The organism is Candidatus Cloacimonadota bacterium (assembly GCA_020532085.1).
Classification (GTDB): domain Bacteria; phylum Cloacimonadota; class Cloacimonadia; order Cloacimonadales; family Cloacimonadaceae; genus Syntrophosphaera.
On record JAJBAV010000041.1, the window covers coordinates 1 to 18,432 of the forward strand.

Sequence of the window (18,432 nt, forward strand, 5' to 3'; positions counted from 1 at the left end):
AAGCGCAAAATGTGTGGATAACTGAGCTTTTTCAGGGTTCATGTTGAGAATATTTGAAAAAATTGTGGATAACTACAAAGTAGATCCTGGAAAGCTGGACTCTTTGGTATTACGCAAAGGTCTTCTACTATATTAGTATAAATTATATATAACTATATTATCCACCTATATCTTAGGCCTATATATCGCTCATCCTGGACCAGGACTGGGAAAAGGCGGTGTAGCTGAGAACTGATGAATTGATGAACTGATGAACTGACTCCAGAGCCAGGTGAGAGTTCGTCTCAAGAGCCATCTCTGCTCTGACGTAGTGCTGCACCATTTTACATTTGGAAGGCAGGATGACGCTTGTGTACAAATTCCCCGCTAATCCCCCGTTAAATCCCCGCCTGTCAGGCGAGAATCAGGCGGGATGTGTCTGTCTGGATCAGCTTTAAAGCTCAAGGTTGCTTGTTGCCTAACCCGGATGGCTGGATATAGGATACTAGACCGCAATGACGTGGTTATATCTTACTGTCCGGCGATCTCCCGGATGACCCAACTGGCGGCGTACATGCCCATGATGGCAGGCAGATAGCTGACCGAGCCGACGGTTTTGCGCTGCCGGCCGCGCTGGAGGATGAGCTCGTCCGGGGTGTTCTCGTCCTCTTCCGGACGCAGGGGAAGTTCGGACGACCAGACGCAGGGAAAATCGGACTTTATGCCTCTGCGTCCCAGGAACTTTCGCACCCGGCGGGCGAGGGGGCAGTTGTGGCTCTTTTTGATGGAGGAAAGTTGGATCCTGGAGGGGTCGAGCCGGTTTCCCGCGCCCATCACGGAGACGAATCTCAGCTCATGGCGAACGGCGTATTCCAGCAGGCCGATCTTGGGGCCGAGGCTGTCGATGGCGTCGATGAACCACTCCGTGCCCGCCAGCAGTTCCGCGCGGTTTTCCGCATCCAGAAACTCCTGATGGCAAACAACTTCCGCCTCCGGGTTGATGGCCAGGATACGCTGCCGGGTCAGTTCCACCTTGAGCTGGCCGATGGTATCGCGCAGGGCGATGAGCTGGCGGTTGAGATTGGTGGGTCCCACCACGTCGAAATCGATGAGGGTGAAATGCCCGATGCCCGCTCTGGCAAGGGCTTCCACGGCGTAGGAACCCACTCCGCCCAGTCCGATCACGCAGACGCTGGCTGCTTTCAACTTGGCCAGGGCCTCTTCGCCCAGGAGCAGCGCGCTGCGGTTGAGGGCGGGATCAGCCATGTGAGCGCTCCAGCAGCGCCGCGAGGCTGGCGTTTTGCGCCCTCACGAAGTCCTCGCGGGAAAGTCCGGCCAGGTTACAGGCGCGTTTCACCACTCCCGGAAGCCTCAACAGCGGGTTGGGCTCGTTTCCCTCCACGTAATGCCGGGTGATGTCAGTCTCCGCGAGGTAGCGGCCGCCGGCCAGCATTTCCCCCAGCAGGGCGCGTTTATCTGGCCTCAGGATACGTTCGCTGAGGGTGAACCAGCTGTTCAGGCGGGCCAAAAGCCTGTATCCTTCAATGCTTCCGGCATAGCCGTGCACCAGATAGCGCAGGGGATGGTCTTTCAGGATCTCGTAGGCCCGCTGCTGGTGGCCCACGATGTGCAGCACCACCGGCAAATTGTATTCGGAAGCGAGTTCCAGCTGTTGGATGAAGATCCGCTCCTGTTGCGGTAGCGGAGGGCCGTTGCGGTCCAGACCGACCTCCCCCACCGCCCAGATCTTCTTATCCTCGCAGAGGGCGGCAATATCCGCCAAGGCGAGGTCGCAGTCATCGTAATTGGGATGGATCCCGGCGCTGAAGCGGATCTCCGGGCGTGGATGGTTCAGATAAAAACGGACTTCCTCACGGGTGAGGGCGGAGGACAGCCAGCGGGTGACGCCCCGCTGCGCGGCTTCCTCCAAAAGCGGCTCCAAATGGAGAAGCAGGCTGAGATTGGCCAGGTGGCAGTGTCCATCGATCAGGGCAAGGGAGAGATCCAAGCTCATTCCTGATACTGGGCGGCGTGGAGTTTGCGGTAGCGGGGGCAGGAGCGCAAAAGCTCTTCATGGCTGCCCTGGCCAACGATCCGGCCCTCTTCCAAAACCACGATGCGGTCGGCTTTAAGCACCGTGGAGAGGCGGTGGGCGATTATGATCACGGTGCGGTTTTGGGTGGCGGCGTCGATGGCCTCCTGCACCAGCTGTTCGCTTTCGGTATCGAGGGCGCTGGTGGCTTCGTCGAAGATCAGGACAGGTGGATCGCCTACGATCGCGCGGGCGATGCAAAGCCGCTGTTTCTGGCCACCGGAGAGGTTCGCGCCTTTGGTTTGCAGCACTTCGTCGTACTGGGCGGGAAACTGGAGGATGAAGGCTTCGGCGTGGGCGATCCTGGCCACGGCGCGGATCTGGGCGTCGTCGAGCTCCTCAAGAGAGCCGTAGGCGATGTTGGCCCTGATGGAGCGGGTGAAGAGCACGCTGTCCTGGGTGACCACCCCGAAGAGACGGCGGAGGTCGGCCAGCCTGAGCTGGCGGATGTCCGTGCCGTCCACGCGGATGGCGCCGGAGCTCACGTCGTACATGCGGTTGAAAAGGTTGACCAGGGTGGTCTTGCCGCCGCCGCTGGCGCCCACGATGGCGATCTTTTCGCCCTTGCGCACGGTCAGGCTCACATCCCGCAGCACGGGGCGGTTCTCACTGTAGGAAAAGCTCACGCGGTCGAACTCGATCCCGGAGCTGAAACCGTCTTTGGCCAGGGCGTCCGGGTCTTCCTTCACCGTCGCTTCGCGGTTCAGCACAAAGAAGACGCGGTTGAGGGAGACCAGGGCTTTTTTGACGTCGGAGTAGATCTGGGTAAGGTTTTTAAGGGGATGGAGCAGGGAAAAGATGGCGAAGAGGAAGGCGGTGAAATCGCCCAGGGAGAAGCCGGAACCGGGGGCCAGGATCATCCTGCCGCCCAGAATGATCACGATCACGGCGGTGAACACGGTGTTCAGTTCCGACAGCGGCACGCTCAGGGACGAGTAGTACTGGGCGCGTTTCCAGAAACTCACATAGGCGGAATTGACCCGGCTGAAATCGCGGTGCTCGCTGTCCTCGCGGCGAAAGGCTTTCACGATCTTCATGCTGTTCAGCGCCTCCTCCACCGTGGAAAACATGGTGGAAAGATGCGCCTGGATGCGCTGGGAGTTCTTTTTGATCTTCTTGCCCAGCCAGCCCACGAAGAGGGTGAAAAACGGCACCACGAGCAGGCCGTAGAGAAAGAGCCGGGGGCTCAGCAGCAGGGCCACGCGCATGAACACGAGGATGGTGAAGATATCCAGGATCCCTTCCAGCAGCGATTTGATGAAGCTTTCACTCACGATCTCGGCGTCGTTCACCATCCGCACCATGGCGTCGCCGACCCGGTTCTGGTGGAAGAATTCCAGCGATTGGCCCATATAGCGGGCGAACATCTTTTCCCGCAGGTCACGAATGGTGTTTCCGCGCAGCTTGATAAAGAGCACCCGCTGCAGATAGAAAAAGATGTTTTTCAGCAGGATCACCACCACCACGAAGAGGCAGAGCGCGTAAAGCAGCGCCAGGGAATCGGTGGCCAGCATGATCTTCTGGACCTCTTCCCAAAGCGGAGCCAGGCCTTCAAGCGAGAAGACGCCGCCGGCGCTTTGCCAGAAAGAGCTCCAGGCCGCGCCCAGCGCCCCCAGGAAGCCGCCGAGATCGGTGTAAACCAGTTGGCCGGAGGCGGGCTTGAAAACATAATCGAACAGCGGGATAACCAGGGTGACGCTGATCCCGCTGAAAATGGCGTAGAGCAGCGTCGCCAGCAGTCCGGATACCAGCAGGGGCCAGTATCGGAACATGATGGCGTAGATCTGGCGCAGGTCTGGCCAGGCGCTTGCTTTGCTTGGTGTTGCGTTGTCCATTTCAGGCCATAAAAAAAAGCCAGCGAATGCTGGCAAGGAAAAAGATGGCACGCCCTGAGGGATTCGAACCCCCAACCTTCTGATCCGTAGTCAGATGCTCTATCCAATTGAGCCAAGGGCGCACGCTGGTGCAAAAATCCGGCGGGGCGGGTTTCTGTCAAGAACAATATCCGCGGGCGGGGCGGGAAAATTATCGCTTGACTTCTGGTCCCAGACTGCGCAGCTTTGACCAAACAAACATAAGGGAGCTTGAGATGAAACTGAGATTTTTGGGGCATTCCGCCTTCGCGCTGCGCGATGAAGCCGGGCACACCGTGCTGATCGATCCCTATCTGGACCACAATCCGCAGGCGGCAGCCAAATCCGAGGCAGTGGATGCGGATTTCATCGCGATCACCCACGCCCACGGCGACCATCTGGGCGACGCCACCAAGATCGCCAGCCGCTGCGGCTCGCTGATCATCTGCGTGGCGGAATTGGCCGGATATCTGGCCCAGGCTGGCTATCAGACCCACGCGATGCAGATCGGCGGCAGCCACGCCTTTCCCTTCGGCCGCTTGAAACTGACCCCGGCCTGGCACGGCAGCCTCACTCCGGACGGCCGCTACGGTGGTCCTGCCGCCGGGATCCTGATCTGGATGGACGGCGTTTGCCTCTATCACGCAGGCGATACGGGCCTCTTTTACGACATGAAGCTGATCGGGGAAATGAACCGCGTGGACTACTTCCTGGTGCCCATCGGCGACAACTTCACGATGGGGCCGGAAGACGCCCTGAAAGCGGTGGAATTCGTTGATCCGCGCGTGGTGATCCCCATGCACTACAACACCTGGCCGGTGGTGAGCGCGGATCCTGAGGACTTCGCGGCCAAGGTGGGGGCGCTGGGCAAAAAATGCCTGCCCCTCAAACCCGGAGAGGAGATCCAGGCCTGAGCGGCAGGCTGTATAACGAAGCGAAGACTATTTTTTGAGGGCTTTGAGCGCCGCGGCGTAGTTCGGTTCGTGGGTGATGTCGTCCACTAGCTCGGTGTAGGCCACCTTGCCCTCTGCATCCAGCACGATCACCGCCCGGGCCAGCAATCCGGCCATCGGCCCGTCGCTGAGTTCCAGGCCGTAGTTTTTGCCGAAATCGCGGTCGCGCAGTTCAGACAGGGTGATCACCTTGTCGATGCCTTCGGCACCGCAGAAGCGTCCCAGGGCAAAGGGCAGGTCGCGCGAAACGCAGAGGATGGCGGCGTTTTTCACCTTGGCGGCCTCGGCATTGAAGGTGCGCACGCTCATGGCGCATACGGCGGTGTCCACGCTGGGAAAGACGTTGAGCAGGATCTTTTTGCCCTTGAAATCCGCCAGGGTCATGTCCGCCAGGTTGTTGGCGGTGAGTACGAAATCCTTGGCCCGAGTGCCCACCCGGGGCAGGCGTCCGGAGGTGTTTACGGGGTTTCCTTTGAGTTTGGTCTTGGCCATGTTGCTATCCTTTGTTGAGTTATTTTTTCCAGACAGTATAAACGCCCCCTGAAACAAAGGCAAGCCTGAGCCGGCCTGGAAAGAGAGATCCCGACCCAACCGCCCGCGGGGGGTCAGTTGTGCCGGGATGTTCGGATGATGCCGGGGATCAGAAGAAAAAGAGCTTCACGAAAACCGCGATCAGCAGGGCGGAGTTGATCGCCGCCCAGATGTAGAAGTGGCCTTTGAAAGACCTGATCTCGTCACGGTTGATCAGGGCCTTCTTTTCCACTTTCACGATCAGGTTTTCGATGGTGGTCAGTTTCTCTTCCGAGGCGTCAAACTTCTTGATGTTGCTGTTGTGGTTCATGTCCCGCTTGAAGTGGTTGATAACTTCCCAAGCCACAGGAATGAAAGCGGGCAGCAATTTTTTCAGGATCGATCCGGCCATGGGAGGCTCCTTATCAGAATTTGTAGCCAAGGTTGCCGTAAAGGGTTCCCGGCAGCACCGCGTGGCTGGTATAGGCGAGGTCGAGCTCGATGCCCTGAACGTTGAGGCCGATGCCGGCGTTCCAGGTGGCGGGGTTCGAGTGCACGCCAAATCTCACGGCCAACGGTTCGAAGAGGCGCACTTCCACGCCGCCCATGAACTCGGTTTCCTTGGCGAAGTCTTTCTTCACCTCGAGGGTGGTGATCACATTTTCATAGGGTATGTAAGAAATCCCCAGGGCCAGTTTGCTGGGCAGGGGATGCTGGTTGGTGTCGCCCATCACGGCCTGGTTGAGGTTGCTCACGCTGAAGCCGAGCTTGGTGCGGCCATGCAGAAAGGCGGTGGCGCCAAAATCCACCCCGATGGCGTCGTCGGACTCTTCCTCGATGAACTGCAGGCGATGGTAGTTCACGCTGTAGCCCACGCTGATCCGGGAATGGATGTCATTCTGCAGATCGAAGGCGTGGCCGGCTGTCCAGACCTGTTCGCTCATCAGGTTTTCCTCTTCGAAAGCCACGTCAAAGAGGCGGGCGCCGAAGGCCAGGGTGCCCAGTTTCTTGGGCAGTTTCACGCCCAGGGCGGCGGTTTTGTATTCCGAGAAAGGCTTGCCGTAAAGTTGGCTAAAACCCACCTGGGCTTCCAGTTTCACGTTCGTGAGGCCGGCGGGATTGAAATAGAGCGAGTTCACGTCATCCGCCACGCCGGTGTAGGCTCCGCCCATGCCGCGAGCCCGGGCCGAGGGAATGTAGTCATCGAAAACCGCCAGCAGCAGGGCCGTCTGGATCAGGATGAGGGCGATGAAAATCATCTTTTTCATTATTCTTTCTCCCTGTGCTTATTTGAGGATGGATTTGATGACCAGCGGCTGCACCGTTGTTTCCTTGAGGCCGGTGCTGCGTTCGATCACTTCCAGGTGGCAATAGTAAAGGCCGATGGGCAGGCGGTTCATCGTCTGGTCGCGGCCGTCCCACTGGAAACTTTCGATGCCGAGGGCGTTGCTGATGTTGCGGTTTACGGGAGTGGCCACCAAGCGCCCCTGCGCGTCGTAGATGCGCACGATCGCCTTCACGTTGATGCCCGCGGCTGAGGTCTTGCAGCCGTATTCGATGGTGAGTTTCTCGTTCAGCTCCGGGTTGAAGATGTTGCGGGCGTTGTTGGGATTGGTCACATTCAACCAGGCGATGCTGGTGCGGATGGGTACCAGCATTTTGCCGCTGTTGATGGACTGGATGGGTGTGGTGTCGTAAGCGAAGGAAACCAGCTGGATCACCGATTCACCGTAACTGGTGGGGGTGAGATCGAGCTTGAACAGCACCTGGTCGTCGGCGCTGGAAGTGATGGGTTCCTGGGATTGGTAAAGCACATAGAGCGAATCGCCGGCCGCCGAGATCCAGTATTCCGGCTCGAAGGCGGTCATGGTTTCGGCAATTTCCAAACCGTTGAACCGCACCTTGTCCGGGTCGAGCCTAAGGTAGGCGCGGTAGGAGGAAACCCCCCACGCTGGCTTGATGCGGGAAGTGATGATGTTCACGTCCACGGGGGTGTCGATCTCGGCATTGGTGGTCTGCACGCGCACGGTGGCGTTGGAGACGTCGTCGATCTGCACCAGGTCGGTCATTTCGCGGGGATTGATGCCAAAATAGTTGAAGGAATAATCCACCACGCCTTGGATGCGGGCCCAGTTTTGCCCCACGCTCATCTGCGGCCAGGAAAAGCCGCTGCGGGGGAAGCACTGGTCGTCGATCTGGCAGGCGCCGCTGCCGTCATTGACGTTGAACTCGCCATAGTTGTTCGGAGTGGAGGTCACGTTCACGTTTTCCACCTTCACAAACACGCTTTCCCACTGCTCGGCGGCGGAGCCAGTGAGGCTGCCGGTGGTCACCAGGGCCGGCAGAGGCAGGGGGTTGCCCTGGCTAAGCACCTGAAACCCTGTGGTGGGTGACATTTCGGTGAATTCGTAGTACTCTGTGATGGTGCCTGTGACCTGGACCTTGTCGCCGCGCTGGGGGGCGTACTGGTTCGTAAAGATCAAAAGTCCGCTCCAGGGACCGCCCTCGGGGTCCGAGATCACGAAACCCTTGTTGGTGGTGCTGGTGCCGGTGTAAAACACTTCGGCCACCACAATGCCTTCGACCGTCACCACGCTGCCCGAATAGGGCGAGGCGCCGCCGGCTTGGGTGGTGTACTGAACGTCATGGCAGGTGAGCACCTGGGCGAACATCAGTCCGGAGAGGGCCAGCGCCATCACGCATAGCAAAAAGTATCTCATCTATTGCTCCTTGTCTGGTAAATTTATCTCGGGGGTGGGAAGCGATTCCGGCTGGGGGGCCTTCTTCCCGCTAATGAAGATCATGTCCACGATCAGCAGGCACATGGCGAAAAAGATGGCGCTGTCGGCCACGTTGAAAACGGGGAAGCGCTCCATGCCCCTGATCAGGTCGGGGATGTCGAAACTGACAAAATCGGTGACCGCGCCCAGGATGGGCCGGTCGATGAGGTTGTTGCCGATGGCCCCACCCAGCACCAAACCGAAGGCCACCACCTGGATCTTGTGGGTGGCGCGGCTGAGCAGCCAGAGGATGAAAACCACGGCCAGCACCGAGGTGCCGATGAAAAACGCCTTGTTCCAAAGCGGATTGGGCAGCGACAAACTGAAAGCCGCCCCGGTGTTTTCCAGATGCCCTATCTGCAGGAAATCGCCCCACAGCCTCTCGCCCACCGTGATCCATTTGCCCATCGGGATGTATTTGCGCACCAATATCTTGCTCATCTGGTCCAAAACGATCACGGCGGCCATGATGATGAAGGCGGGATATCTTTTGGGTCTGTCCATGCGCTATTTTTTCTGCCTGCGCTTTTTGTCTTCCATCTTTTCCATGCAGGCGATGCAGTACTGGGCGTAGGGTATGATCTCCAGGCGGCTTTCGTTGATGTTCTCGCCGCACATTTCGCAGACCCCGTAGTTGCCTTCGTAGATCTTGCGCAGGGCGTCGTTCAGCTGGCGGATCTTGTTGCGTTCCTGCTCCATCATCATCACGGTCTGTTCCATCAGGTTCGTGTCCGAGCCCTGGTCCGCCTGATGATAGGCGTAGGAGGAGAGGTCGCCGCTGCTCTCGCGGGCGCCGATGCTCTGGTCTTTATTTATGTCTTCGACGTAGGCAACGCTTTCCTTAAGTTCCTTCTGAATGATCTCCTCGAACTTCTTAAGTTTCTTTGCTGTCAATGGTTTAGCCGCCATCGGTCACTCCTGTGCTATCTGCATTTGAATTGATTTACCCTCATATCTGGCCCTGCCCCAGGTGTCAATGAAAATATCCAGCGTGGTCATTTCAGGCCACTTACGAATTCAGTGATGATGTAGATGAGCCAGGCGGAAGCCTTGTCCGCGTTGGCGCGGATCTCTTCCTGGGAATGGGCCTGGTCGTGCAGCAGATTGCTGTAGTTGGTCACCACGGAAAAGGCCAGCACCTTCATCCCGGCGTGCCGGGCCGCGATCACTTCGGGAACGGTGGACATGCCCACCAGGTCCGCTCCCCAACCGGCGAAAGCCGCGCACTCCGCCCGGGTTTCCAGGCTGGGGCCGGTCACGGCGATGTAGGTCCCTTCACGCAGGGTGATCCCGGCGCGGGCGGCGATGGCTGCGCAGGCTTGCCTGTGATCGGGATCGTAAGGCTGGTTGAGGCTGGGAAAACGTTCGCCGAGGCTGGCATCGTTTTCGCCGCAGAGGGGATTGCCGCCCATGAAGTTGATGTGGTCGCTCAGCATCACGATCGAGCCGGGGCTGAGTTCTTCGCGCAGGCTGCCGGACGCGTTGGTCACGATCAGGGTTTCGATGCCCAGGCAGGCCAGCACCCGGGTAGGGAAAACCACCGTGGGGAGCGGATGCCCCTCGTAATGGTGAAACCGGCCCTGCAGATAGAGCACTTTTTGCCCGCCAAGCTCACCCAGGATCAGGTTGCCCTTGTGCGAAGGCGCCGTGCTGCTGGCGAATCCGGGGATCCCGGAGTAGGGTATCTGAACCAGGATCCGTCCCTGTTCGGCGATGCCGTTCAGCCCGGTGCCCAGGATCAAAGCCACTTTCGGAACCTCGGGCAGGCGCTGTTTCAGCCAGTCCGCGGTTTGCCGGTACGCCGCGCTCATGAAAGCTGGTTGTCCTCAACCGGCGGCTTGGCGTTGGGGGCGATCTCTTCCTTGATCTGCCTGAAATCCGAATCCAGCAGGTGTTCCGGCGGCTTGCTCAGCAGCGGGTCTTTGTCGATGCGGTCCTGAAAAGTGTTGAGCTCGCTCTTGAACTGCATCAGGAACTGGCGCTTCTGCTCCTTGATCTGGATGTATTGCTGTTCCAGCACGCCCAGATACTGTTTCGCCTCCTGGATCGCGCGCTTGGCCTTGAGTTCGGCCTCGTGGATGATGTTTTCCGCTTCCTTGCGGGCGTTGGAGATGATGTCGGCCTTGGTCTTTTCGGCAAAGACCAGGGTGCGGCTGATCAGCTCTTCGCGCCGCTTCAGCTCTTCTACCGCGCTTCCGGCCTGAACGGCTTCCTGCCGCACTTCCAGCTGTGCCAGCTCGCGGCGCTGCAATTCCTTTTCCTGCCGGTTCTGGTATTCCTCCAGTTCCGAGGCCAGCTCTTCCAGGTAATCCTTCACTTCTTTCTTGCTGTAGCCCATCAGGGAGCCCGAAAACTCCTGATGGCGTATGTCTGTGGGAAATAATGACATTAATCCTCCCGGTTTATATGCTTCTGATAATGGTGATCACGATGCCGATCAGCAAGATGGCCACCACCGCCGAAAAATCCACGCTGAAGCGCGGTATGATCCTGCGGATGGGGGCCAGCACGGGTTCGGTGATCTTCACCAGCCACAGGTAGATCCCGCTGCTGTGGTCCCGCACGAACCAGCTCATCAGGGCGCGAATGATGATCACCAGCTGATACAGCCTCAGCAATTCCACGATCACCGCGGCCAAGCGTCCGCCGATGTTCATTCCAGCACCTCGTGGCAGTTGCGGCAGCGGGCCTCGTAGGCTTCAGTGCTGCCCACCAAAATTTGTTCCCCTTTGTGCACCGTGCGCTGGGTGCGGTTGGCCGGATTGCCGCATTTCACGCAGATAGCCAGGTTTTTGGTCACGTATTCCGCCACGGCCATCAGCTGTGGCATGCTGGCAAAAGGCTTGCCCGTGTAATCCTGGTCCAGGCCGGCCACGATCACCCGGTATCCCTTGTCCGCCAGATCGTTGCAGACGTCCACGATCGATGCGTCAAAAAACTGGGCCTCGTCGATGGCCACGATCTTGATGTCGTCTTTCAGATACTGATAGATCTCCTCCGGCCGGGTGATCGGCACGGACGGCGCCTGCATCTGGGAATGGGAGACGATGTTGGTGGCGTCGTAACGGTTGTCGATGGCGGGTTTGAACACCAGAAGTGCCTGCCGCGCGTATTCAGCCCGGCGGATGCGGCGGATCAGCTCCTCCGTTTTGCCGCTGAACATGCTGCCGCAGATCACTTCGATCCAGCCGGTCTTCTGATTGATGATGTTCACCGTGACTCCTTGAAGATAAAATTTGGCAAAGCGCCAAACTTGCCGGCGCCGCGATTTTGTCAATCTCTAAAGTGCCTCTCAGGCTCCGAAAAGGTGGTGCGCGATGATGCCGGCGGAAACGGCCACGTTCAGCGACTCCATCCCCTCCCCCATTTCGATCCGCAAGGTCCTGTCCGCCAGTGCCTTGATCGCGTCAGAAACGCCCCGCGCCTCGGAACCGAGCGCGATCACCACCGGCCTGTCCGGCTCGGGCTCAAAAGCGCGCAAAGCCTCGCCGGAAGCGGCATCGGTGAGGATCAGCTCCGCCTGGGTTGAGCGCAGTCGCGCCGCGTCCAGGATCTGGAACGGCACCCTGAACACGCTGCCCAGAGAGGCCCGGATCACTTTCGGCGAAGACACTTCCACGCAATCCGGCGACAGTAGCAGGGCGTCGATCCCAAAAGCCACGACGAGCCTGAAAATGGTGCCCAGATTGCCCGGATCGCTGATCCCGTCCAGATAAAAGGCGCGCCGGAACTTCAGCTGGCGTTCCCGCGGCAGCTCGAACAGCGCCGCCACGCCCTGCGGATTCTGGCTGTCACAGATCCTGGCCAGTTCCCAGTCCCGCAGTTCAAGCGCCGGAATCCCTTTCCAGATGGGGCTTTCCCCCTTTGTAAAATACTGCTCCAGCGGTTTGATGCCCCACTCCCGCAGCTGGAAAAGCGTCCTCTGTCCCTCCACCACCACCTTGCCTTCGCTCAGGCGCTGTTTTTTCTGTTTCAGTTTGCTCAGTTCCCGCGTTCTGTTGTTGCTCAGTTCCGCCGTGATCGTGTCCAAATTTCCAATCTCCTGATTTTCAGTTATCTACGCACTTATCCACAAAAGCCGTGGATTATCCACATTTTGCATCTTGCTGCCCCGCAGCGTCTTATCATGTTGTTGCCGTCTGTCCACAAAGTTATCCACATCTTATCCACAAAGCGCGCAAGACCGCTTTTTCTATAGGATTGCGAGTTTCACGCGGCACGATCTTTTACCAACATTTAAGCTGAGGATAAAGATACCGCGGCCCAGTTTGCGGAAAGCCGGCTCCGCCGAGAGCAGCCAGCTGCCCTCACCGGGTTCCGGCTGGGCGAAACTTCGGCTCAACACCTTCTGTCCGCGTGAATTGTAAAGCTTCAGCTCCACCGTTCCGGTGCTCCCCTCCGGCAGATACCACTTCGCCGAGGCCAGAGACCTGTTTCGCACGGGGTTGGGCGCCACCAGCAGTTCCAAGCCCGGCTCCTCATAAACGTAAGCCACATACAGGGAATCGGAGATCGCGCCCCAGGGATTGACCGCTTCGATCTCCAGCCAGCCGGGACCGCTGACGGGAACGAAAACTGAGAACGTTTTTTGCCCAAACTCCGGTTTCACAAAGATGGCTTCGCTGCCCTCCACCCAGGCCCGGGTTTTCACAATGTACCACAGCGAATCCGGATAGACCGGCTGTCTCAGTTCCAGCCTCAGGTTCGCCAGCACCATGCTTTGGCTCGCCAGCTCCGGCGCGGGCGGTTTCCCGTGCGGACCGTAGGCCCGGTGCAGCACCTGGAACCAGCGGTATTGGGAAAACTCCAGTTGGGCGTAGCGGGTCCACCAAACGTCGTAATACTGTTGGTTAACGGGAAACCAGAGCGCCGCGGAACCCACTTCGTGCGGGATGTTCAAGCTGCCCGAGTTCACCACGCAGGCCTCCCATTTCGCTTTCAGGGGCCCCAGTTCCGGTTCCCACCATTCCCCCCAGGCATCGTACATCCGGTTCAGAAGTTCACCGGTGTCGATGTCGTTGTAGCCTGTGTTCATCTCCCAGCAGAGGTCGCGCACAGGCAGCATCGACAGCGGCCAGTAACAGGATTTGCCCAGGAAAAAATCGCGGAAAGCGCTGTAAAAGACTTCCAGGGCGGAGGTCCGGATCGCGGAGCAGGTGATGGGATTGCTGAAGCCGCCGGGATTCTGGCTGCCGCCATCCGCGTAGGATTCGAGGTATTTTGCACAGATCAGTCCGGCGATCTCCTCCGCTTCTCCAGCCCCGAACAGCGGAACGATGGCCTGATAGGGAAAACCCGCCGCCGGCACCAGTTCTTCGGAGCCCACCACAAGTTCCGCGGCGTGCCTCACCTCCGCCAGAACCTCCAGGCTCTGCATGCTGCAGGCGTCGAAGAGCAGAATGTCCAGGCGCGGAATGCCGCTCAGGGCGTCCTTCAGTTCGCCTTCGGAAACGCTGATGAGCGATGCCGAGCCTTCATCCGGACAGATCCATTTGCCCTCGTCCGCCTTGAACCAGTTGTCCCCGTGCCCCCAGATCACCAGCATTTTGAGCTGGGAAGGATATTGCTGAAAGCCCCAGTTGATGAAGCTTTGCAAGGTCTGGGGATCGCCGCTGTCAATGGGGCCCAGGTCCTCCAGCAGCGGCGAAGTGATGTAGGGCAGGGCGTCGGCGCGGATCTTTCTGCGCTGGCCGCCGGGATGGTCGGAACCAGCCGGCATGTCCGTCTGCACTATCAGATCGAGGTTCGCGGGCAATGCCGCGGCCTCCATGGAGTTCACATCCGCCGCGGCGTTTTGCCAGAGATTGTTATCCGCGGCCATGTAAACCAGCACGGTCCAGTCCGCGGCGCCGAGGGGAAACAGCAAAACGGACCACAGCGCCAGCAGCAGCAACCGCTTCACCGTTTCACCCCGCGTCCCGTCACTCAATAGTTGTAGTCCTGGGCCTCTTCCAGGCCGTTCAAGACCCGCAAACCGCCCTGGCAGAGCGCTTCCATCTCACGTTCGCCGGGATAGAGCTTGATCGGGGCGATGAATTCCACCCGCGAGCGGATCTGCTGGACGATGTAGTCGTTGTAAACCAGCCCGCCGCTGAGGAAAATGGCGTCCACTTTGCCCTTCAGCACTGTCGCGCAGGCCCCGGCTTCCTTGGCCACCTGGTAGCACATGGCGTCGGTGATCAGTTTCGCCTTGGCGTCGCCGGCCTGGATGCGCTCATTCACCTCGATCCCGCTGTCCGTGCCCAGATAGGCCATCAAACCGGCGGCCTTGGTGAGGTATTTCACCAGCTGGGGATGCGTGTATTTGCCGCTGTAAGCCAGTTCCAGCAGATCGCCGATGGGCAGGGCGCCCGCCCGCTGTGGTGAAAAGGGTCCCATGCCCAACAGGGCGTTGTTCACATCGGCCACACGGCCTTTTTTGATGGCCGCCACGGAAATTCCGCCGCCCATGTGCACCCCGATCAGGTTCACCTCATCCAGTTTTTTACCCAGTTCAGCCGCCATCAAACGCGCTATGTAGCGGATGTTCAGGGCGTGCAGCAGGGATTTGCGCTCGATCTCCGGAATGCCGGAAATCCTCGCCAGATCGTCAAATTCGTCCACCACCACCGGGTCCACGATGAAACCGGGGATGCCAAATTCCCGGGCGATGGCGTCGGCGATGAAGGCGCCCAGCGCCGAAGCGTGGGTGCGACCCCACAACGAGGGATCGCGCAGATCCTTTTTCATCGCCTCGTTGATCCTGAAAGTGCCGCCCGGAACTGGTTTCACCAGTCCGCCCCTACCCACCACGGCCACCAAAGACCGCGGATCGACCTCGTGCTCCTGCATCGCCTCCAGCACCAATTTCTGGCGGAACTCATACTGGTCGATGATGTTGGGATAGGGCTCAAGCTCCGCCGGATCGTGGCGCAGCGTTTTCTCAAAAACCGGCCTGTCGCCGTCGTGTACGGCGATCTTCGTGGATGTGGAGCCGGGATTGATGGCAAGGATTAGCTGGGACATTTATCCTCCTGTCCTGCGTTTTTTATTTTTTCGCAAGCTCTGGCAGCGCCCCCCTTTTGTCAATCTTTTCCTTTGCCCTCCGGTGATCAATACGGTATCAATACGGAATCAATACGGATTTCATCCGTAATGATTCCGTATTGATACCGTATTGATATTGGGAGCGAACCGGGGAAAAAAGCGGATTTGGGTGCTGGAATTTGGCGTGAGGGTGAAAAGGTGCAAAGGCATAAGGATAAAAAGATGAAAGGGTGAAAAGATGAAAGGGTGGAAGGGTGAAAGGGTGTAACATAAGCTTCAGCTTGTTGGGTGCCCGAGATTTATCTCGAGGCACAAAGGAAATAAACACAGAGTTTCGGAGACACAGGGGTAAAGGGAAATGGGGAAAAGGGAAATGTCGCGCGCGGATACAAGACGGAAGGCGGTGGCTTCAGCCACCGTACTCCGCGAAGACCTGGCTGCCAAAGACGATGTCCGGAGCTTTCAAGCTCCGGTGCGATCCATACGGAGTCTCCTGCAATTTGGGTGATCCCGGAAACATATCCGCCGGTGGCTGAAGCCACCGGAGATCGTCTTTGTGCTTCTGCTGTGATGTGTACGGTGGCTGAAGCCACCGCTTTGCGTCTTGTTTACAGGGGTCCTGTGCCGTTGAGAATCACTGGACGGATGCGCGGCGGTTTTCCAGGCTTTTGCGAGCATCCGTTGTCTTCGCTCGCCGCGCTGAGTCAAAAAGAGATCCAAAGTCCAAAGGCCAAAGGGCCAAAGCCCAATTAAAAAATAGCCCTGGCTAACCGCAGGCCGAAGATGCTGCCCCCGTAGTCGGGAAAGCCGTAGTTGAAGCGATTGGCAACCCGGCAGCCGTTGCCGACGCTGAGCCAGGAACCGCCACGCAGTACGCGACACGAGCCCGAGCCCGCCCCGCGCGGGTCGAGGCCCGGACTCTTGGCGTAATAACCAGAGTCATACCAGTCCCAGCACCATTCCCAGACGTTGCCGCTCATGTCGTGGATTCCCAGTTCGTTTTTGTTTTTGCTTCCCACGCTGTGGGTCCGGTCACTGGAATTGCTTTCATACCAGGCCACAGAGCCGATGGTGCCGGAGCCAGAATATACATGGTGATTGCTCTGATTCCCACCCCGGGCGGCGAACTCCCATTCCGCCTCAGTGGGCAGACGATAGCCGTTGGCGCTCCAGTCGCAGGTTATCGATTCTCCGCTGCCACTGTAACAGGGGGTCAGGCCTTCTCTGGAACTAAGCCGATTGCAATAATCCACCGCTTCAAACCAGGTAACGTTTTCCACCGGCAAATTGTCGCCTTTCCATTCAGATGGGTTAGTGCCCATCACCTCCTGCCATTCGGCTTGAGTGACTTCGTATTTGCCGATTAAAAAAGAGGAAACCGTCACCTGGTGCACTGGTTTTTCGTCTTCATCTCCGTAATTGGATCCCATCTGGAAAGTACCTCCGGTAACTTCGATCATCCTGGGTGCCGTTTCCTCACTTGTGCCGGTCTGTATACCCGGAAACACTGACCTGCCATTTGTCAGTTGTATTGCCAGATACGCCAGAATTACAAAGGCAATGAGATAGATAAACCAATAGCTCTTCCAAGTTTTTTTTGGATTAACAGCAGCTGTCTCCAATTTTGGCAATTCCACCGGAACAAGATTAGCATGCTTGTCTGCCACAGTTTGTTTCTCCGAGCTTTCGACAATGCGATTTTCTGTTCTAGGCGCTTTCGGCTCCATACTGGCCAAAGCATTCAAGATGCTCTGGGGACGGTATTCCCGCTTCTTCTGGGTCAGGCTCCGCAGCAGGGAGACGGTGGATTCAGTGATCCTGGGATACACATTCCGCGGATCGGGGATCTCTTCAGTGATGATCTTGTGCTGGATCACATATTCACTGTCGGTGTCCGCGTTGAAGGGCAACTTGCCGCTGAGCATTTCGTAGAGCACCACACCCGCGGAATAAACGTCGCTGCGGGCATCTATGTCCTTCTCCGCCAGCACCTGTTCCGGGCTCATGTAGTGCATGGTGCCCATTCTAGTGCCGGTGCGGGTGAGGTGGCCTTCCGTGAGCAATCTGGCGATGCCGAAATCCATCATCTTCACGTGGTCGCCGTTGTTCGGATCGACCATGATGTTGCTGGGTTTCACGTCGCGGTGGATGATGCCTTTTGAATGCGCGTAGCCCAGCGCGGCGGCGATCTGGTTGAAGATGTTCAGGGTGCGCTGTTCCGGGATGGGGCCGGTGCGGTCGATCAGCTCGCGCAGAGTGATGCCCCGCGCGAATTCCAGTACCATGTAATACAAGCCGGACTCTTCGAAAAAGGCGTGCATGCCCACGATGTTCGGGTGGTTTAGTTTGGCCTGGATGCGGGCCTCGTTCTGGAAACGGGCGGCGAATTGCTGGTCCCGCGTGAGTTCAAAGTTGAGACTCTTGATCGCGACCTCGCGGTCCAGCATGATCTCGTGGGCCAGCCAGACCTCACCCATGCCGCCGCTGCCGATCAGGCGGACAACCTCGTAATCGCGGATCCTGGTTCCAGGATTGAGTTCCATGTTTTCACTCCCTTCAATGGCTGGGGTTCAATATCCAGCCTGGGGAATATTGTCAAGAAAATCCGCCTAATTGATCTGTAATGGATAAAAGGCGTCAGCGATGGCGGCGACCTACTCTCCCACACAGTTGCCCGTGCAGTACCATCGGCGCGAGCGGGCTTAACTTCTGTGTTCGGGATGGGAACAGGTGTGGCCCCGCTGCTATGACCACCATCGCTGACGCCTGGCAAAGTGAAACAGTTTAACAGTTGAACAGGGCAAAAGTTGCCAGGAGCAAAGTCCGCGGCCTGAAGGATCAGGCTGGGTTCTTCCCCTGTTTATCTTTTCATCTGTCCATCTGTTCCACTTCTCAAAGTCAGAGAAGGTTCCGCGGCTCGAGATCATGTATCACACAAAAGAATATATTGGCGAAAGCCAATCGACTTATTAGTATCACTCGGCTGAACGCGTCACCGCGCTTACACCTGTGACCTATCAAGGTTGTAGTCTCCAACCTGTCTGTTGGGAAATCTCATCTTGGAGCTGGCTTCCCGCTTAGATGCTTTCAGCGGTTATCCTCTCCGAACGTGGCTACCCGGCAATGCAATTGGCATCACAACCGGTACACCAGAGGTTCGTCCACACCGGTCCTCTCGTACTAAATGCAGAGCTCCTCAAATTTCCTGCGCCCACGAAGGATAGGGACCGAACTGTCTC

General features: G+C 58.1%; 18 protein-coding genes, 1 tRNA gene and 2 rRNA genes. 1 reads left to right on the plus strand and 20 read right to left on the minus strand.

Going from position 1 to position 18,432, the window contains the following annotated elements:
• Positions 1–510: 510 nt before the first annotated feature.
• From LHW45_09575 to LHW45_09590, 4 genes are all read right to left on the minus strand, one after another.
• Entirely contained in the window at positions 511–1,245 is a 735-nt protein-coding gene (locus LHW45_09575; protein MCB5285822.1) for a tRNA threonylcarbamoyladenosine dehydratase, read from the minus strand.
• Entirely contained in the window at positions 1,238–1,987 is a 750-nt protein-coding gene (locus LHW45_09580; GenBank protein ID MCB5285823.1) for a TatD family hydrolase, read from the minus strand. Before LHW45_09580 ends, LHW45_09575 begins: the two co-directional genes overlap by 8 nt.
• A gap of 2 nt (positions 1,988–1,989) precedes the next feature.
• Positions 1,990–3,906 carry an ABC transporter ATP-binding protein/permease gene (locus LHW45_09585; GenBank protein ID MCB5285824.1) on the minus strand — a complete coding sequence of 639 codons (1,917 nt, stop codon included), beginning with the start codon at positions 3,904–3,906 and terminating at the stop codon, positions 1,990–1,992.
• Between the two features lie 45 nt (positions 3,907–3,951).
• Positions 3,952–4,028, minus strand: a tRNA-Arg gene (locus LHW45_09590).
• Between the two features lie 132 nt (positions 4,029–4,160).
• Between LHW45_09590 and LHW45_09595 the strand changes: the two genes are divergently transcribed.
• A complete protein-coding gene (locus tag LHW45_09595; GenBank protein MCB5285825.1) occupies positions 4,161–4,838 on the plus strand; it encodes a metal-dependent hydrolase in 678 nt (225 codons plus the stop codon).
• A gap of 27 nt (positions 4,839–4,865) precedes the next feature.
• On the opposite strand, the gene tpx is transcribed toward LHW45_09595, so the two are convergent.
• The 16 genes from tpx to LHW45_09675 all read right to left on the minus strand — a co-directional run.
• Positions 4,866–5,369 carry a thiol peroxidase gene (tpx, locus tag LHW45_09600; GenBank protein MCB5285826.1) on the minus strand — a complete coding sequence of 168 codons (504 nt, stop codon included), beginning with the start codon at positions 5,367–5,369 and terminating at the stop codon, positions 4,866–4,868.
• Between the two features lie 148 nt (positions 5,370–5,517).
• Positions 5,518–5,799 (minus strand): hypothetical protein, encoded by a 282-nt coding sequence (locus tag LHW45_09605; GenBank protein ID MCB5285827.1) that lies wholly within the window; start codon positions 5,797–5,799, stop codon positions 5,518–5,520.
• Positions 5,800–5,812: 13 nt separating this feature from the next.
• On the minus strand, positions 5,813–6,655 hold the full coding sequence (locus LHW45_09610) for a hypothetical protein (GenBank protein MCB5285828.1): 843 nt from the start codon (positions 6,653–6,655) through the stop codon (positions 5,813–5,815).
• Between the two features lie 18 nt (positions 6,656–6,673).
• Positions 6,674–8,107, minus strand: coding sequence for a hypothetical protein (locus LHW45_09615; protein ID MCB5285829.1), 1,434 nt, complete (start codon positions 8,105–8,107; stop codon positions 6,674–6,676).
• The gene (gene lspA / locus LHW45_09620) at positions 8,108–8,671 is read right to left on the minus strand and encodes a signal peptidase II (GenBank protein ID MCB5285830.1); all 564 of its coding nucleotides are present in this window, start codon (positions 8,669–8,671) and stop codon (positions 8,108–8,110) included.
• Between the two features lie 3 nt (positions 8,672–8,674).
• Entirely contained in the window at positions 8,675–9,076 is a 402-nt protein-coding gene (locus tag LHW45_09625) for a TraR/DksA family transcriptional regulator (GenBank protein ID MCB5285831.1), read from the minus strand.
• Between the two features lie 86 nt (positions 9,077–9,162).
• Positions 9,163–9,978, minus strand: a complete 816-nt coding sequence (locus LHW45_09630; GenBank protein MCB5285832.1) for a purine-nucleoside phosphorylase — start codon at positions 9,976–9,978, stop codon at positions 9,163–9,165.
• Entirely contained in the window at positions 9,975–10,556 is a 582-nt protein-coding gene (locus LHW45_09635) for a DivIVA domain-containing protein (protein ID MCB5285833.1), read from the minus strand. Before LHW45_09635 ends, LHW45_09630 begins: the two co-directional genes overlap by 4 nt.
• Positions 10,557–10,569: 13 nt before the next feature.
• Positions 10,570–10,824, minus strand: coding sequence for a YggT family protein (locus LHW45_09640; protein ID MCB5285834.1), 255 nt, complete (start codon positions 10,822–10,824; stop codon positions 10,570–10,572).
• Positions 10,821–11,381: a thymidine kinase gene (locus tag LHW45_09645; protein ID MCB5285835.1), complete on the minus strand. Its 561-nt coding sequence runs from the start codon at positions 11,379–11,381 to the stop codon at positions 10,821–10,823. Before LHW45_09645 ends, LHW45_09640 begins: the two co-directional genes overlap by 4 nt.
• Before the next feature lie 78 nt (positions 11,382–11,459).
• Complete coding sequence (locus LHW45_09650) at positions 11,460–12,197, minus strand: RNA methyltransferase (GenBank protein MCB5285836.1); 738 nt, start codon at positions 12,195–12,197, stop codon at positions 11,460–11,462.
• A gap of 162 nt (positions 12,198–12,359) precedes the next feature.
• Positions 12,360–14,069 (minus strand): clostripain-related cysteine peptidase, encoded by a 1,710-nt coding sequence (locus LHW45_09655; GenBank protein ID MCB5285837.1) that lies wholly within the window; start codon positions 14,067–14,069, stop codon positions 12,360–12,362.
• 23 nt (positions 14,070–14,092) lie between these two features.
• Positions 14,093–15,172 carry a butyrate kinase gene (gene buk, locus LHW45_09660; protein ID MCB5285838.1) on the minus strand — a complete coding sequence of 360 codons (1,080 nt, stop codon included), beginning with the start codon at positions 15,170–15,172 and terminating at the stop codon, positions 14,093–14,095.
• 770 nt (positions 15,173–15,942) lie between these two features.
• Complete coding sequence (locus tag LHW45_09665; protein MCB5285839.1) at positions 15,943–17,736, minus strand: SUMF1/EgtB/PvdO family nonheme iron enzyme; 1,794 nt, start codon at positions 17,734–17,736, stop codon at positions 15,943–15,945.
• Positions 17,737–17,834: 98 nt separating this feature from the next.
• Positions 17,835–17,951: ribosomal RNA gene (rrf, locus tag LHW45_09670) — 5S ribosomal RNA — on the minus strand.
• Positions 17,952–18,141: 190 nt separating this feature from the next.
• Positions 18,142–18,432 (minus strand): 23S ribosomal RNA (locus tag LHW45_09675); the annotation flags it as partial.

Excerpts from the sequence above, each read along its gene's own strand:
- LHW45_09575 (MCB5285822.1), bottom strand. The coding sequence starts at position 1,245 with ATGGCTGATCCCGCCCTCAACCGCAGCGCGCTGCTCCTGGGCGAAGAG.
- LHW45_09585 (MCB5285824.1), bottom strand. The coding sequence starts at position 3,906 with ATGGACAACGCAACACCAAGCAAAGCAAGCGCCTGGCCAGACCTGCGC.
- LHW45_09595 (MCB5285825.1), top strand. The coding sequence starts at position 4,161 with ATGAAACTGAGATTTTTGGGGCATTCCGCCTTCGCGCTGCGCGATGAA.
- tpx (MCB5285826.1), bottom strand. The coding sequence starts at position 5,369 with ATGGCCAAGACCAAACTCAAAGGAAACCCCGTAAACACCTCCGGACGC.
- LHW45_09605 (MCB5285827.1), bottom strand. The coding sequence starts at position 5,799 with ATGGCCGGATCGATCCTGAAAAAATTGCTGCCCGCTTTCATTCCTGTG.
- LHW45_09610 (MCB5285828.1), bottom strand. The coding sequence starts at position 6,655 with ATGAAAAAGATGATTTTCATCGCCCTCATCCTGATCCAGACGGCCCTG.
- LHW45_09615 (MCB5285829.1), bottom strand. The coding sequence starts at position 8,107 with ATGAGATACTTTTTGCTATGCGTGATGGCGCTGGCCCTCTCCGGACTG.
- lspA (MCB5285830.1), bottom strand. The coding sequence starts at position 8,671 with ATGGACAGACCCAAAAGATATCCCGCCTTCATCATCATGGCCGCCGTG.
- LHW45_09625 (MCB5285831.1), bottom strand. The coding sequence starts at position 9,076 with ATGGCGGCTAAACCATTGACAGCAAAGAAACTTAAGAAGTTCGAGGAG.
- LHW45_09630 (MCB5285832.1), bottom strand. The coding sequence starts at position 9,978 with ATGAGCGCGGCGTACCGGCAAACCGCGGACTGGCTGAAACAGCGCCTG.
- LHW45_09635 (MCB5285833.1), bottom strand. The coding sequence starts at position 10,556 with ATGTCATTATTTCCCACAGACATACGCCATCAGGAGTTTTCGGGCTCC.
- LHW45_09640 (MCB5285834.1), bottom strand. The coding sequence starts at position 10,824 with ATGAACATCGGCGGACGCTTGGCCGCGGTGATCGTGGAATTGCTGAGG.
- buk (MCB5285838.1), bottom strand. The coding sequence starts at position 15,172 with ATGTCCCAGCTAATCCTTGCCATCAATCCCGGCTCCACATCCACGAAG.
- LHW45_09665 (MCB5285839.1), bottom strand. The coding sequence starts at position 17,736 with ATGGAACTCAATCCTGGAACCAGGATCCGCGATTACGAGGTTGTCCGC.